The sequence below is a fragment of the Sphingobacterium sp. UGAL515B_05 genome, assembly GCF_033097525.1.
GTDB lineage: Bacteria > Bacteroidota > Bacteroidia > Sphingobacteriales > Sphingobacteriaceae > Sphingobacterium.
In genome coordinates, this window is record NZ_CP109907.1 from 2407437 (window position 1) to 2424557 (window position 17121).

The window sequence follows — 17121 nt, forward strand, 5'->3', positions numbered from 1 at the left end:
TAAATATGTTATGATGAACAGAAATATTAGAAAAGTGGCGGTTCTCGGTTCGGGTGTTATGGGCTCGCGAATTGCTTGTCATTTTGCTAACATTGGTGTTGAAGTTTTATTGTTGGATATCGTTCCACGTGAACTGCTGCCAGCGGAACAAGCCAAAGGTCTCACGCTGGAGAATAAGGTCGTTCGGGACCGAATTGTCAACAGCTCCCTAGAAACGGCTTTAAAAACAAACCCTTCGCCAATTTATAGCAAGTCATTTGTCAGACGTATCAAAACAGGTAATTTTGATGATAATCTAAAAGACATTGCTCATGTGGACTGGATCATAGAGGTCGTTGTTGAGCGACTTGATGTTAAAAAGTCTGTTTTTGAGCGTGTTGAGCAGTTTCGTAAACCTGGAACATTGATTACTTCCAATACTTCTGGTATTCCTATTCATTTAATGACAGTGGACAGAAGTGAAGATTTTAAAGATCATTTCTGCGGTACACACTTCTTCAATCCGCCACGCTATCTTCCTTTATTGGAGGTTATTCCCACACCGCACACCAAGCCCGAGGTCGTTGACTTTATTCTTCACTTTGGCGATAAGATGCTGGGAAAATCGGTTGTATTATGTAAAGATACTCCTGCATTCATTGGTAACCGTATCGGTGTTTATTCGATGTTGGCGGTTACTCATTTGGTGGAACCTCTTGGGTTGACAGTGGAAGAGGTCGACAAATATACTGGTCCCGCAATGGGGCATCCTAAATCGGCAACTTTTCGTACGGCTGATGTTGTAGGGCTTGATACCCTGGTGAATGTTGCCAATGGGCTGGCGCAGAATGCGCCTGAAGATGAAGCCAAGGGTGTCTTTCAACTTCCAACATTCATCAGTAAGATGGTAGAGAATAAATGGTTGGGTGAGAAAACCAAGAAAGGGTTTTATGAAAAAGTAAAAGCTGCCGATGGTAATTCGGAGATTTTGTCTCTAAATCTAAAAACACTGGAATTTGGCTCACAGCAAAAAGTGAAATCAGCTACTTTGGAAGCCACCAAACCTGTGGAGGATATCCGCAAGCGGATGAAAGTCTATGAACAAGGAAGCGATAAAGCGGCCGAACTTTTCCGTGCCATGCATTATCCTTTGTTTGAATATGTATCCCGCCGTGTTCCCGAAATTACAGATGACTTCTTCCGTATTGATGATGCCATGCGTGCTGGATTTGGTTGGGAGTTAGGACCATTTGAAGTATGGGATGCGCTAGGTGTCCGCGAAACCTTGGCTAAAATTAAGGCCGAAGAAAAACGACTTCCAGGTCAGGATGGGGAGGTTGCTTCCTGGGTACACGAGATGTTGCAAGCGGGATGTGAATCATTCTATAAAATTGAAAATGGTGTACGTCACTATTATGATATTGCAACCAAATCTTATAAAGCTATTCCGGGAACGGAAGATCTGATCGTATTGGATCATATTCGGGAAAGTAAAACAATCTGGAAAAATACGGGGGTTTCTATTATTGATCTTGGCGACGGTATCATTAATTGTGAATTTCATACCAAGATGAATACCATCGGCGGTGATGTTATCCAGGGCTTGAATAAAGCTATTGATCTCGCTGAAAAGGAATATCGCGGTTTAGTGGTGTCCAATGATGGAAAAAACTTTTCTGCTGGCGCCAACATTGGAATGATTTTCATGATGGCCGTAGAACAGGATTTTGATGAATTGAATATGGCCGTTCGTGCCTTTCAAAATACATCCATGCGCTTACGCTATTCGTCAATACCTGTAGTCGTTGCGCCATTTCAAATGACCCTCGGTGGGGGTTGTGAATTCTCCATGCATGCTGATTTTGTGCAGGCTCACGCCGAAACCTATATGGGCTTGGTTGAACTTGGCGTTGGTGTTATTCCCGGTGGCGGTGGAACCAAAGAATTTACACTGCGTGCCTCGGAGGAATTTAAGGAGGATCAGATTGTGCAGAACACCTTAAAAGATAAATTCCTGACCATTGGGCAAGCGAAAGTTTCGACTTCTGCTTATGAAGCCTATGAACTCGGCTATTTGCAGAAAGATAAATTTGCAATTACAATGAACCGTGCCCGCCTTTTGGCAGATGCCAAAGCAAAGGCACTGGAACTGGCTGATGAGGGTTATGTTCAGCCCGCTCCACGCAATGATATCAAGGTTTTAGGAAACCAAGGATTAGGGATCGTGTATGTGGGGGCTTCATCGATGCGTGAAGGGAATTATATTTCTGATTATGATCGAAAGATCTCAGAAAAACTAGGCTGGGTGATGTGTGGTGGAAATTTATCGTCACCGACCGAAGTGTCTGAACAATATCTATTGGATCTAGAGCGTAAAACTTTCCTCGAGCTTTGTGCCGAACGCAAAACGCTTGAAAGAATTCAATTTATGCTGACAAAGGGTAAGCCTTTACGGAACTAAAAATCACTACTCACGAAAAAAATAAAAATAATGGAAGCATATATAGTAGCAGGATTTCGTACAGCAGTAGGCAAAGCGCCGCGGGGAGTATTCCGCTTTATGCGGGCGGATGATTTAGCCACGGATGTGATTAAACACCTTGTATCCACTGTGCCAAATTTAAATAAAGAAGATATAGACGATGTCATCGTTGGGAATGCCATGCCGGAAGCGGAGCAGGGACTCAATATGGCGCGTTTCATTTCACTGATGGGATTGGATACGGATAAGGTCCCAGGGGTAACCGTTAATCGGTACTGCGCTTCAGGTTTGGAGACTATTGCAACAGCAGTCGCAAAGATCAAGACCGGGATGGCAGATGTTATTATTGCCGGCGGGGTAGAGGTGATGTCCGGAATGCCCTTTGGAGGTTGGAAAATTGTGCCTAATCCTGTGGTGGCAAAAGAGCATCCCGATTGGTATTGGGGTATGGGATTGACTGCCGAAGCTGTAGCCAAAGATTACAATGTCTCGCGTGAAGATCAGGACGCTTTTGCCCTCAAATCAAATCAGAAGGCAGTTGCAGCTATTCAAAATGGTCATTTGAAAGATGGTATCGTGCCTATCACCGTAAAAGAAAATTATTTGAAAGATGGCAAGATTGCAACGCGTGAATATGTCGTTGATACGGATGAAGGTCCTCGTGCCGATACTTCCCTGGAGGCTTTAGGGAAATTAAAACCAGTTTTTGCAGCGAATGGTTCCGTGACAGCAGGAAATTCCTCGCAAACTTCCGATGGGGCTGCATTTGTCTTGGTGATGTCTGAAGCAAAAGTGAAGGAGCTTGGTGTAAAACCTATAGCAAAGCTGGTTAGTTTTGCTGTAGCAGGTGTTCCACCTCGCATTATGGGTATCGGACCTATCTATGCCATACCCAAGGCACTGGCAAAAGCCGGTCTTAAAAAGGAAGATATTGATCTCTTTGAGTTGAATGAAGCTTTCGCCTCTCAATCGCTAGCCGTTATTCGTGAACTTGGATTAGACGAAGAGAAAGTAAATGTCAATGGCGGTGCCATAGCTTTAGGTCATCCTCTTGGATGTACAGGAGCTAAATTGACGGTCCAAGTCTTAAACGAGTTGAAACGCAGAGGCAAAAAATATGGCATGGTGACGATGTGTGTCGGAACTGGTCAAGGAGCAGCTGGTATTTTTGAGTTATTGGACTAAAATTAGCCGCTAAGAATAGCAATATAAACGAAATATGGATCTCTGATCTCATAACGCATAGAAGTATTTAAAAACATGGTGGCCAGCAGCATCACGTAGCAGTGATTTGCTGATCCCTATAAATCTAAAAAGACAATGAGCGAAAATAAAGCAATTAAAGGCGGAGAGTTCGTGATTAGAGAGACTCCCTATACAGACGTTTTTATCCCGGAAGAATTTGATGAAGAAGCCAAAATGATTCGTCAGACCTGCTTGGATTTCCTGGATACCGAAGTACTAAATAAGCTCGACCGTATCGATGCCCAAGAAGAAGGACTTATGCCTAGTTTGATGGATAAGGCCGGTGAACTGGGGATGTTGGGTGTTTCTATTCCCGAAGAATATGGTGGTTTCGGCAAGAATTTCAACACTTCTATGCTTGTTGCCGATGCGGTAGGTGGCGGGTTTTCTTTTGCTGTCGCATTGTCTGCTCATACGGGAATCGGTACGCTGCCTATTTTGTATTATGGTAATGATGCTCAAAAGGCAAAATATGTTCCAAAGCTTGCTACCGGTGAATGGAAGGCATCGTATTGTTTGACAGAACCTAATGCTGGATCGGATGCAAATTCGGGTCGTACTTCCGCAAAATTAAATGCCGAGGGGACACATTATTTGATCAACGGACAAAAAATGTGGATTACAAACGGCGGTTTTGCAGATATCTTCATCGTATTTGCAAAAATCGATGATGATAAAAACCTGACAGCATTTATTGTCGAGAAAGACTTTGGTGGCATCACGATGAATCCCGAAGAACATAAATTGGGTATTAAGGGATCTTCAACACGGCAGATCTTTTTCAATGATTGCGCCGTTCCTGTAGAGAATATGCTTTCTGATCGTGAAAATGGATTTAAGATTGCTGTAAATATCCTGAATATTGGTCGTATAAAACTAGGCGCTGCAACGATCGGTTCGGCACGGATGGTGATCAACCATGCGGTGCAATATGCCAATGAACGTGTGCAGTTTAATCTGCCGATTTCCAAATTTGGCGCCATTCGTTATAAGCTGGCTGAGATGGCAACACGTTTGTTTGCTGTGGAGTCGGCATCGTATCGTGCCGGTCAAAATATTGATGATGCCTACGATGCATTGATTGCTGGCGGTATGGATGAAGCAAAAGCAAAGTTGAAGTCTGTGGAGCAGTTTGCAATTGAGTGCGCAATCATCAAAGTATGGTGTTCGGAGATGTTGGATTATGTGGTTGACGAAGGCGTGCAGATTTATGGTGGAATGGGTTACTCGGCAGATGCGCCAATGGAACGCGCTTATCGGGATTCACGGATCAACAGGATCTTTGAAGGTACCAATGAAGTGAATCGATTGCTTGTCGTTGACATGCTGTTAAAACGGGCCATGAAAGGTGAATTGGATCTAATGGGACCTGCGCAAGCCGTAGCTGGAGAGCTCCTCGCTATTCCGGATTTTGGTGAAGAGGACGATGCACCTTTTGCTGCAGAAAAGAAAATTGTGGCAAACCTTAAAAAAGCTGGGTTATTGATTGCTGGAGCAGCAGTGCAAAAATTGATGATGTCTCTTTCCAAAGAAGAGGAAATTCTCATGAATATTGCGGATATTATCGGGTATGTTTATATCACCGAGTCAGTCTTGTTACGTGCAGAAAAATTGTTGCATACAGGATCTGATAAAGCAGACTATGCAAAAGATATGGCTAAGATCTATCTGTATGGTGCTATTGATAAAATCAGCGCTGCCGGTAAAGAAGCATTATATTCTTTTGGTGAAGGTGATGAACTGAATATGATGTTGGTTGGTTTGCGCAGATTCACGAAAGCACAGCCATTTAATGTGAAAGATGCACGTCAGCGAATCGCAAAGAAATTGATAGATGAGAATAAATATTGTTTTTGATTGATAATAGATTATTGGTTTTGGTTAATGGCCGGAGAGAAATCTTCGGCCATTTTTGTGTTACAATCCTAGAAAGTCACTGTAATTATGTTAAATTTAACCTTTTAAACCCTAACCATTATATGACATCTTCAAGATCATTTACATTTACAGAAGACTGGGTAGTCGTCATTTTGGGGATCGCTACCATATTTCTCGCACTCTCAGGAATTGTCGCGCCAGTACCTAGTTTTTCGTGGAGTAATTCCGCCGAACTCGTTGCAACGGTTTTCGACCCGACAAATTTAATGAAGCTTTTTGAGCAGTTTATTTTTGTATTCGTTACCGCGATATTGGGCGCTTTTCTTTTAGGGAAATCTGTAAAATATTTATTCGTTGTATTTCCTGTTGTATTTATCCTTACCGTATTTGCATTGGTGCTGGCAGGGAATGCAACGGTTAAAGAATACAATCTCGAAGCTGTAATTTTTAGTTTGATTATCGGTTTAGTCATCAGCAATTGCTTTAAACTGCCTAATTGGTTTAAAGAGGCGCTCAGTACCGAGCTGTACGTCAAGATAGGCCTAATTCTGCTCGGAACTACAGTGATCTTCGGGGATATCCTCAAAGCGGGATCCTTGGGGCTTATTCAAGCACTGGCTGTCGTACTGTCTGTTTGGTACTTTGCGTTCTGGATCTGTAAAAAGTTAAAGATTGACAAGGAGATGTCCCTAATGCTGTCGAGTGCAGTATCTATTTGTGGTGTTTCCGCAGCGATAGCAACTTCGGGAGCAATCAAAGGCGATAGCAAAAAACTTTCCTATGTCATTTCGTTGGTTCTTATTACAGCGATTCCAATGATGATTTTCATGCCTTATATGGCGGAGTGGATGGGCTTGTCGCAACAAGTTACCGGTGCTTGGCTCGGCGGGAGTATTGATACAACAGGTGCTGTCGTGGCTTCAGGTTCCCTGGTAGGAGAAGAAGCGTTGAAGATCAGTACCATTGTGAAATTTTCACAAAACGTATTGTTGGGGCTGGCGGCTTTTGCAATCAGTATTTATTGGACTTATGCGAAATCGGTTGATGATGAAACCAAGCGGGATAAGCCTACGCTCAAAATTATATGGGAACGTTTCCCGAAGTTTGTGTTGGGATTTGTATTTGCATCGCTGCTCTTTTCCTTCGTAATATCTCCCGAGAAGATTGATGCCGTCAAAGGAAGTTTGAAAAATTTACAGGGCCTCTGGTTTACCTTGGCATTTACATCCATTGGTTTGGAAACGAACTTTAAGGATCTTTTTGTACAAGATAACAAGAAACCGCTATATGCTTTTCTGATTGCCCAGACTTTTAATGTTATTATTACCTTATTGATTGCACTGGTGCTATTTCGCTAAGATGCTAAGTGTTTCAATGTGAAATAGATCGTTTTATATGACTGTAAAGAAGGCTGTCCAACTAGGACGGCCTTTTTTATGCTTTTTCATCAAGGGGCTATGAGTAGCGTTTGTTTTCAGATTCGTGGCACAGATCTTCGTTTTTATAAACTTGCTTTGCTTTTTGATTTTCGCTGGATAGTTGGTGATTAGGATGGTTAGCTTCGTGATTTTTGCATGCTGAGGGAACTACGAGTAGCCTTTTTTGTTGATCTAAATAGCTGTTAGTTAGGTGTTAATTGGGTTTTGAAAAAAAATATTATTAAATCTATCAAATTAGTAGTCTTTTAAAAAATATTTATATATTTGTATCGTTATCTGATTTACAGGTAAATAGCAAGGCGAGCAAAAAGGACTGACTTGATTGTGAATCGAACTAGCCATGACATTGATTTTATAAAAAAGACATGTGATTAAGGTTGTTTGAAATTGCCGCTTGGTAAGTGCATATACTGATTCGTTTATGCAGCAGGAAATAAAAGAAAATAACAAGATAAAAAGAATGAAACAAAATTACTCTCCAAAAACAAGTTTATTGGTTGCTTCGGTAGAAGGAGCTGTTGTTACCCTAAAAAGTGACAAGAAACGAATGTGTTGTTAAAATTTCTCTCTTACACTCTCTTATATTAGAAAAGGGAAGCCTCGGCTTCCCTTTTACAAAGTTTTAACAATGAAGCAAGTATCGATTGGCGTTGGCACTTGTTTTAGATTCACCATTAAACTGAATAAATTTATGAAAAAAAATGCTATTTTTCGAATTAGCGTCATTTTTAGCTTGCTTTTAACAGGTTCTTACCATACCTACGCGCAAGTAGAAAACCCTAAACCTATTATAAATGCCTCATTAACAGGTACCGTAATTGACGCCGTAACAAAAGAACCCCTGCAAGGCGTAACGGTTCAGCTGGAGGCCGTTACACACCAGGTGAAAACAGACAGTAAAGGCGTTTTCCAGTTTGTAACTGGACAAAAATTGCCGTTTTCATTGATCGTATCCATTGTTGGTTATCAAACCCGTCATATCGTGGTGGATCATTCTCCGGCAGTGATTGAGCTTACCCCACGATTGGAAGCCTTGGATCAAGTAGTGGTTACTGCACGCCGTCGTAAGGAGCAGTTACAGGATGTTCCGATTCCCGTATCGATTATTCGTGGCGCGGCATTGGAGGATGCAGGGGCATTTAATGTCAATCGACTAAAAGAGCTTGTACCTACAGTTCAGTTATATGCATCGAATGCACGTAATACGACGCTTAATATCCGGGGACTGGGCTCAACTTATGGCCTCACCAATGATGGGATCGATCCGGGTGTAGGATTTTATCTTGATGGTGTATATATTGCCCGCCCTGCCGCAACTTGGCTGGACTTTATTGATATTGACCAGATAGAGGTACTACGTGGACCTCAAGGTACACTCTTTGGAAAGAATACAACAGCAGGTGCATTTAATATAACCTCACGTTTACCACAATTCACACCAGAGGCCAATGTGGAAGTCAGTTACGGAAACCAAGGTTTTATTCAGGCGAAGACGTCCATCTCAGGGCCATTGGCCAAAAACCTGGCTGCGAGAGCTTCTTTCTCTGGCACACAACGGGATGGAAACTTGTTTAATGTACATACCAATAGGAAGATCAATGATATCAACAACCTGGGCTTTAGAGGGCAATTGCTGTTTACTCCAACCGAAAATATCAAACTGGTGCTTTCGGGTGATGTGTCATCACAAAAACCCGATGGTTACGGCTGGGCGGTTGCCGGAGTCGTAAAAACACAGCGTGCGGACTACAGACAGTTTGATGCAATTATTAAAGATCTTGGCTACGAGCTACCCTATAAAAGTGCTTTCGAGCGTAAGATAGATTTGGATACACAATCTAAAGCTGATAATAAATTGGGTGGGGTCGCCTTGAATGCCGATATCAAGATTGGAGAAGGAACACTGACCTCAACTTCTGCGTGGCGGACATGGACATGGGTTCCGCTCAATGACCGCGATTACTTGGGACTTCCGGTATACACTGTTTCAGCAGGTAATTCTGTCCATAACCAGTGGTCGCAGGAATTCAGATACTCTGGAAAGATCAGTGAAAAGGTCAGCGGAGTTGTTGGACTATTTGGCCTCTGGCAGGATCTAAGTACAGATCCCGTACATACCGAAGAAACAGGGTCTGCCTTTTGGCGTTTTCAAAAAAGCTCTACCAGTGCTTTGTGGCAGACACCGGGATTATTTGACAATTTTGGAATCAAGACCGTTTACGGAATTAAAAGCACAAGCTTGGCAGCCTATACACAGATTGATTATGCTGTGACTCCAAAATTACATATCCTCCCAGGGTTGCGCTATAATTATGATAAAAAGGTGGCTAACTACGATAGGCAGACCTATGGTGGTTTGCAGACCTCAGACCCGGCACTGCTTGCCTTAAAGAACGGTGTATATACCAATCAGACTTTTGATGTCAATGCGGATGCCGACAATTTCTCTGGTCAACTCTCCGCAAGATATCGTTTCAATCCGAAGATAAATGCTTACGCAACGTATTCCATCAGCTATAAACCTGTCGGTATCAACGTCGGTGGATTGCCGACAGCTAATGGAGCAGTGTTGCTGGATCTCGCTGAAGTAAAACCTGAGGCTGTCCGCCATAAGGAAATTGGTGTGAAGACGAATCCAACACGCAATTCGCTGCTCAATCTGACCGTCTACCAAACAGATATCAAAGACTATCAGACCCAAGTGCAGACTCCTGAACCGGGGGTAAACCGTGGTTATCTGGCCAATGCCGAGAAGGTGCGTGTAAAGGGAGTTGAATTGGATGGAAACATCAACATCGGACATTTTCTCCGATTGAATGGAGCACTGGCCTATACAGATGCCAAGTATGTCAAATTTACCAATGCACCTGTCCCTTTAGAAGAGGTTGGCGGAGCTCAGGCTTTTAAAGATATCTCTGGCGGCGTCCTTCCTGGTGTTTCCAAATGGTCTTGGTCGCTGGGTGGCGAAGCGAATAAAAGCGGTAAACTGATCGGGATTAATGGATCTTACTTTTTGGGTGCAGACCTATTTCACCGTTCTAAATTTTCGTCCAGTTCTTCACCATCCCAATACCTAAATATTGATGCCTATTCGGTCTTGAACGCCAGGCTAGGATTCAGGGGATCGAATGGTATTTCGGTGTTTGTGTGGAGTAGAAATCTAACCAATAAAGATTACTACGAGCAGTTGCTGGCGGCACCGGGAAGTTATGGGCAATACGCAGGTGTAGTTGCGGATCCAAGGACTTATGGCGTTACACTGCGATACAATTGGAAACAAGGGAATTAAATCCGTAATTCATAGTATATTCTTATCGACCGTCTCCATTTCATCATGGGGACGGTTTTTTGTTTTTTTACTAATTTTCAATAGCTCCTTTTATTATATATGGAAATTTGTATATTAAATCATCATTAAGGTGAATGATTTGCGCATGAACGAAAAAGAGCTTTTACAACACTATAAAACAAGCGGCGACTTGTCTACACTGGGGAAATTATATTCGCCCTATATGTCTTTGCTTTATGGTGTGTGCTTTAAATACTTACAGGATCCCGATCGTAGTCAGGATGCTGTGATGCAGATATTTGAAGAACTGATACCGAAGCTTCGTCAATATGAAGTCGATAATTTTAAGAGCTGGTTACACGTTTACAGTAAAAATTATTGCCTTATGCAATTACGTAAGGATAAGCGGACGACGCAGGTTGATATTGAAGACAATTTGTTTGAAAGCGAACAAAAGCTAAATGATACCAGTGAAGCGAAGTGGGAAGAAAAGGATTTCGAGAAACTGGAAGGCTGTATGCAAACTTTAAATCGCGAACAAGAGGAATGTGTACGTTTGTTCTATCTCGAGCAAAAATGTTATAAAGATATTTCAGATTTGACTGGATATGACTTGAATAAGGTCAAAAGTGCCATTCAAAATGGAAAGCGCAATCTGAAAATCTGTATGGAAAGGAAAGAAAATGGAAAATAATTATCAGTTATCAAGGATCCATAATTACATCCATGGTTTGATGAGTAAGGAGGAGATGTTTCAGTTGGAACGTGAAGCGTTGGAAGACCCCTTTTTACAAGATGCCATCGATGGTTACCGATTACAAAATGGGGTGGATGCCCGGCAATTGAGCCTGTTGCAACAGCGCCTCAATCGTAGGGTGGAAGATACTGTTGCAACAAGACACGCCCAGTATTTCACATGGCAGCGTTTGGCCATAGGTGCTACCGCAGGTGTACTGTTTGTGACTTTATTGGCCCTGCTATATTTTAAACATTTTAGCGGTAAAGCTGAGCGTACAACGGATGTAGAATTAAGTGAACCTGAAAACAGGGTATCTGTTCAACCTTTGCTGGACGGGGGGGATGCAACACCCCGCGAAGGATGGAAAACCTTTGAACAGTACCTCAATCAGAAGTATGGAGCGCCTGCAGGAGGTGGCGAAATTATTGTCAATTTTACGGTCGATAAAAATGGAGTGCCCAATGATATTAGTGCCGAAGGGCAACCCGATCAGTCACTCTTTAATGAAACGGTTCGCCTGCTACAGAACGGACCAAAATGGCAGGGAACAAAAGGACGTTTAAAGATTGTTTTCCCTGCCAAAGTGGAAAATAATCCAACACAAGCAGCTGTCATTAAACCTCCGCATTGTTTTGGAATTGAAAAAAAATAAAAGTGATCTGATAAAAGCAGCGAGCCATTTCTTTTATAGGAAATGGCTCGCCGCTCTTTTATAGGGTCTGAATTACTTAAAATGCATATCTCAGGCCCAGCTGTACTTGATAAGGATTACCATTTAAGTTAGATACGCCAACGCCGGAACTCATATTATAAACATATTGTTGATTCGCTGCATCAAAGCTTTTGATGGCATATAGATTCTGTTTACCCAGATTGTGTCCTACACCCCAAGTTTTTTTCAAAAGGTTGGCTACATTGAAAATGTCTATTGAAGCTTCAATGCCATGTTTCTTGTAAACTTTTAGATTTTTGGCCAAATGCAGGTCAAATACGCCATAAAAACCGTTGATGCCTCCGTTACGTTCGGCTATGCGGTCGAGGTTTCCATTGATGTATTTTTTGATGCTCTGCTCTGCATTTGGATCATCTAAAATAGCTTGAATGCCGGTTTTGATGTAATCGGGTGTATTTTTGTTATTTGGATCGTATACGAAGGCAAGATCGTTGGAATTTACAAAATCACCATTAACATTTCCATTGACTGCTAAAGAATAGCGTGTTCCTGCAATTCCGCTGAAACGTAAACCCATCGAAACACCCCATAACGATGGCATGGTACCATAAAAGACGACTTTATGGCGGAATTGATTGTCCGAATATGTCATCGTACTCAAGTCGCGAGGATCATCTTTGACCATCAGAGAAAGGGTGGCCGAGTTGGCAACATTACCGTTATAGGAGGTATTGTCTTTTGTATCGTTCCAGGTGTAAGACATCGTGATCTGACCGTCTTTATAATAACGATAGGTAGCATCCAACACAACTGTATAAGAATTATTTTTCCCTTCACTGTTCATTTCCAGTACCCGGCCTATTTGTTTGGTTTTGCGGCTATTGGTCCAGTTGGCGGCACCATTTGTCGTGTTGATGCTCGATGCTGGAACATACACCCCACGGTTACCTTCGGCAGTCAGCCTAAAATAAGGGTCCTCTACCATATTGCGATCTACATACATATAATTGTTGCGTCCCCAAGTTCCGTAAGCACTTAACCCGATACGTAATGAAGGGGTGAAAAAGTGATTGATGGAAACATTGGCTTTATATACCGTCGGCACTTTCACATCCTTGCTATTGGTATTGATGGTGACAAGTTTTTCGATCTTTGGGTTGTCCAACAATTCACGTCCCGGAGCTGTATCGGGATCCTTACGATATCCTGCAAAATTTGGCTTGGGAATTAAGGTCGGGTCAGTAATATCTACACCGGCAATGCGTGAACCATCAAACAACATATTGTTTAACATAGAATAGGGGTTGAGGGCCGAACCGAATATACCAGCGCCAAAACGGATGATATTTTTCTTTTCTTCATTGATATCCCAGTTGAACTGCACACGGGGCTGTATCTGAAAAGTGTTGATCCCATTATCGGTCGAGAGACCCAGTTCGTCATAGACCGTTTGGTTGAATGTTGCCTTCTTTAGGTATTTCGTGTTGTCTAGACGTAGGCCGCCGACAACATCAAGACCTCTGGCGATTTTAGCTTCCATCTGTCCATAAAGACCTACAGCCAGATTGTTGACCAAGGTGTTTTCTTTGTCGGTCATATATACATCACGGGCATAGCGATAAGGAGTCAGGTTGTCGAAATTTTGTAAACCGGTAAAATAAAAACGGCCATTCATTTCGCTGCCGTAGCGGAAGTCCATGTTGGTATACATGACATCTGCACCGAAGGTATATTTGATTTTATCTGTATTATAATATAGGTTGTTGACCAATTGTAACATATTTCCGTTGAACCATTCTGGCGCATAACGCTGCCCACCAAGCTGTATTGAATTGGTATATTTATTTGTACCGTCTACAGATTGAACGGATTCAACGATGGCACGCGGAATACTGTGTGATTGATCAAATCCAGCAACATTATGTTGTGCTTCTGAACGTTCATAGAAATGTTGTATCTTCAAATCGTTGGTCAGTTTGGAGTTGATAGACGTCCGCAAGGAGGCCATGAGGCTATTGTTTATGTACCTTCTGTTGGTATAAGATTCAAAAGCATTGATCCCTGTATTGTCCCCTTCCTGTTGATTGTCCATGTCGTAGACAAAGTTATTACGGATTGTCAATAGGTTTTTATCGTTCAACTGCCAGTCAATGCGGGCAAAGGCAGCATCGGTCTTTTTCTTTTTGTCGAAAGAACCAAACAGACGATCGGCACTAGCGCCATATTTGCCCACTGCAATGCGGGTAAATTCATCTAAAGTAGCCTGCGTTACTTTGTAACGTGCAATATCTTCCGTTGTTTGAATATCAGCGATCTGAAGTGGGCGGGTATCCATCTGACGGTCCCAGGTTACAAAGAAATGGGCTTTGTCCTTGATGATTGGCCCACCCAAAGAGAATCCATATTGATAGGTGGAAAATTTTTGTTTACGTGCCGTTCCATTCAGGTTGTACTTGCTCGAAAGCCAGCCTGCACGAGCAAAAGTGAACGCACTTCCTGTTAAAGTATTTGTACCTGATTTGGTTACTGTGGTAATACTGCCGCCACCGCTGCGGCCGAACGTAACATCGTAGTCATTGGTCACTACTTTGAATTCCCGGATTGCTTCCATGGAGATTGAATAGGCACCACCGCTGTTCCCGCCGGCGACTGTACTGCGTGAATTCATGCCGTCTACCGTAAAATTGGTCGAGGAAGCTCGCTGTCCAGCTAGATTTGTTCCACTGCTAACAGGGGATAAGTCAATTAACGAGGAGAAATTACGTCCATTTACAGGCATTTTTTTGAGATCATTGGCGGTAATGGCTGTAGATGCCCCCAATGTCTTGATCTTGTTTTTTAGATCAGCTGCAGTGCCCTGAACGATGACTTCATCCAATTTATTTTCGGCTGATGATAAGGTAAAATCGACATTGAGTTCGTCACCATAGCTTAATTTATAGTCGGTCTTTTTTTGTTCGGCATAGCCAACATGGTTTACCGATATGCTGTACGGTGACCCTAAGGGTAGTTGTGGAAAGGTATAAATACCGTTTTGGTTTGTCAGTGTTGTTTGTTTAAACCCGGTAGATTCGTTTTTTACCGATACGGACGTCCCTTTTACAGGGCCGTTGTTGTCCATGATACGACCTGTAATGGTTGCCTCGGTACCCTGAGCCCAGCTGTTGGTTGGAATTTGAAAAAATGTAATGATGGTTAATGAGATTAACCAAATGATGTGTCTTTGCATAATAATTTCACTTTTTAGTTGATTAGTGTCTGTCACAAGTATGTTGCGAAATTATCCCTGCAAGATTGTTAAATGGTTAAGGGTGCATTATTAAATATTTAATAAAAATGGATTTTAGCTGCCTATTGCGTATAATTAATTAACCTATACACAGAACGGGCGGCTCGGAAGAATCCGAGCCATTTACTATTAGAATATCTTTAAATAGATAAATATATGTTGTTTTTGTTCAGTGCAGTGAACGATTTTTTATATTTTTGTTTTTTATAATAAACAAAATAGATATTTTTCAAACAACATAAACGATATCACATGGAAGAACTAGTTCAACAATTTAAACGACGTATACGGTTTGTGGATATGAATTTTGTGCGAAATATAATGTATGAAATTAATTGGTCCGCTCGTTTAATTGGAATTAAAGGAGCAAGGGGAATCGGTAAGACGACCTTATTGCTTCAATACATTAAGCTAAATTTGTTCGACAGGTTGGACGAAGTGCTTTATGTCAGTTTGGATGCAGTGTGGTTCAATAATAGGTCTTTGCTGGATTTAGTATATGAATTCGATCAAAAAGGAGGAAAGTATCTATTTTTGGATGAAGTACATAAATATGAAGGCTGGGCCCAAATATTAAAAAATATTTACGACGACTACCCCGAGATGAAGATCATCTTTACTGGCTCCTCCCTTTTAGAAATTTTGAATGCCCGTACTGATTTAAGTCGTAGGGCAGTAGTTTACAAAATGCAGGGATTTTCCTTTCGTGAATTTCTTTCATTGGAAACAAAAACTACTTTCCCAATATTTAGCCTGGATCAAATTTTAGAAGAGCATAGCAAAGTGGACTATAAAATCAATGCCATGGTTAAACCTTTTCTGTATTTTGAGAAATATTTGAAATATGGGTATTATCCTTATTACCGAGAACAGCTTGATTTATATGAGATGCGAGTAATGGAGGTCATTAATATGATTCTGGAAATTGAATTGCCGCTCTTACGAAATGTAGATATCGCTTATGTTACTAAGATTAAGCAATTGCTTGTTATCATTGCTGAATCTGTCCCTTTTGTGCCTAACATCAGTAAGCTCAGTGAAAAGATTGGTATTAGCCGGACAACTCTGTTATCTTATCTCTACTATTTGGATGAAATTAGTTTAACGCATAATCTCTATAAAGTGGGTGAAGGTATAAGTCAGTTACAAAAACCATCGAAAATTTTTCTAGACAATACCAACCTTTCCTTCTTATTTGCACATGAAAATGTTAACCCTGGAAATCTAAGGGAAACATTTTTTGTTAACCAACTTGCATTTCAACATCAGGTGAACTATGCAGAGCAAGGAGATTTTATTGTCGATGAAAAGTACACCTTTGAGGTAGGAGGGAGAGACAAGTCCAATAAACAAATTAAAGGAATGAACAATGCCTACATTGCAGCAGATGGTATCGAATTTGGTCATCAAAATAAGGTCCCGCTATGGTTGTTTGGCTTTTTATATTAATAGCATACTATTTGATACAAATGGTAGCAAGAAAAAATCAAAAGCGGCCTAGTAGTGTGGCTAGACCGCTCTGTATTTCTATATAGAGATTTACTCTTCCCAACGAATTTTATCTGCAATAGGGGTACGGATAGGTTCACGCGCCTCAGATTGGTGGTGTCCTAAGTAAAATAGACCGATACATTTTTGATTTTCTTCGAGATTTAAGAAACCACCCAAGTGATTGATTAAACCTGGAGTCGCCCAGTATCCACCAATATTTAGCGAGTGTGCAGCCAACCACATGTTTTCAACTGCAGCAGCTGTACAAGCCAATTCTTCCCATTCAGGAACTTCACCCGTATAATTGACAACAATCGCAATGGCAACGTTCGATTGTGTTGCTTTTTTGCCCATTGTTATTTCTGTTGCTTCAGTATATTTCTCTGTGGGTGTTACTGACTTGTAGATACGTGATAATTCGGTGCCCAAACGTTCTAGTCCCTCTTTGCGGAAGATCACAAAACGCCAAGGTTGTGTTCTTTTGTGTGTTGGAGCAGCATTGGCCGCTTCCAAGATACTCAAGATATCTTCTTTACTGACTTCTTCTTCAGTAAAGGAAGCTTGAAATACGGATCTTCTGTAGTGTATTGCTTTTAATACGTCGTTTTTCATTATAA

10 protein-coding genes are annotated in these 17121 nt (G+C 41.6%); 8 read left to right on the forward strand and 2 right to left on the reverse strand.

Annotated elements, in window-relative coordinates; all coding sequences use genetic code 11:
* The first annotated feature begins 10 nt into the window (after positions 1-10).
* The 7 genes from OK025_RS09755 (at position 11) to OK025_RS09785 (ending at position 11703) form a co-directional block, all read left to right on the forward strand.
* Positions 11-2440 carry a 3-hydroxyacyl-CoA dehydrogenase/enoyl-CoA hydratase family protein gene (locus OK025_RS09755; protein WP_317669305.1) on the forward strand — a complete coding sequence of 810 codons (2430 nt, stop codon included), beginning with the start codon at positions 11-13 and terminating at the stop codon, positions 2438-2440.
* A gap of 30 nt (positions 2441-2470) precedes the next feature.
* Positions 2471-3646 (forward strand): acetyl-CoA C-acyltransferase, encoded by a 1176-nt coding sequence (locus OK025_RS09760; RefSeq protein ID WP_070570298.1) that lies wholly within the window; start codon positions 2471-2473, stop codon positions 3644-3646.
* Positions 3647-3781: 135 nt separating this feature from the next.
* Positions 3782-5563, forward strand: coding sequence for an acyl-CoA dehydrogenase family protein (locus tag OK025_RS09765; RefSeq protein WP_317669306.1), 1782 nt, complete (start codon positions 3782-3784; stop codon positions 5561-5563).
* 122 nt (positions 5564-5685) lie between these two features.
* Entirely contained in the window at positions 5686-6942 is a 1257-nt protein-coding gene (locus OK025_RS09770; protein ID WP_317669307.1) for a YeiH family protein, read from the forward strand.
* 772 nt (positions 6943-7714) lie between these two features.
* Positions 7715-10312 carry a TonB-dependent receptor gene (locus tag OK025_RS09775; RefSeq protein WP_317669308.1) on the forward strand — a complete coding sequence of 866 codons (2598 nt, stop codon included), beginning with the start codon at positions 7715-7717 and terminating at the stop codon, positions 10310-10312.
* A 145-nt stretch (positions 10313-10457) separates the two neighbouring features.
* Complete coding sequence (locus OK025_RS09780; protein WP_317669309.1) at positions 10458-11006, forward strand: RNA polymerase sigma factor; 549 nt, start codon at positions 10458-10460, stop codon at positions 11004-11006.
* Positions 10996-11703, forward strand: a complete 708-nt coding sequence (locus tag OK025_RS09785) for a hypothetical protein (protein ID WP_317669310.1) — start codon at positions 10996-10998, stop codon at positions 11701-11703. The genes OK025_RS09780 and OK025_RS09785 overlap by 11 nt, the downstream gene beginning before the upstream one ends.
* A 76-nt stretch (positions 11704-11779) precedes the next feature.
* On the opposite strand, the gene OK025_RS09790 is transcribed toward OK025_RS09785, so the two are convergent.
* Positions 11780-14953, reverse strand: coding sequence for a TonB-dependent receptor (locus OK025_RS09790; protein ID WP_317669311.1), 3174 nt, complete (start codon positions 14951-14953; stop codon positions 11780-11782).
* Positions 14954-15265: 312 nt separating this feature from the next.
* On the opposite strand from OK025_RS09790, the gene OK025_RS09795 reads away from it, so the two are divergent.
* Positions 15266-16462, forward strand: coding sequence for an ATP-binding protein (locus tag OK025_RS09795; RefSeq protein ID WP_317669312.1), 1197 nt, complete (start codon positions 15266-15268; stop codon positions 16460-16462).
* Positions 16463-16552: 90 nt separating this feature from the next.
* Here the strand turns inward: OK025_RS09795 and OK025_RS09800 are convergent, their stop codons facing one another.
* Entirely contained in the window at positions 16553-17116 is a 564-nt protein-coding gene (locus tag OK025_RS09800; protein WP_227550060.1) for a nitroreductase, read from the reverse strand.
* Positions 17117-17121 lie beyond the last annotated feature (5 nt).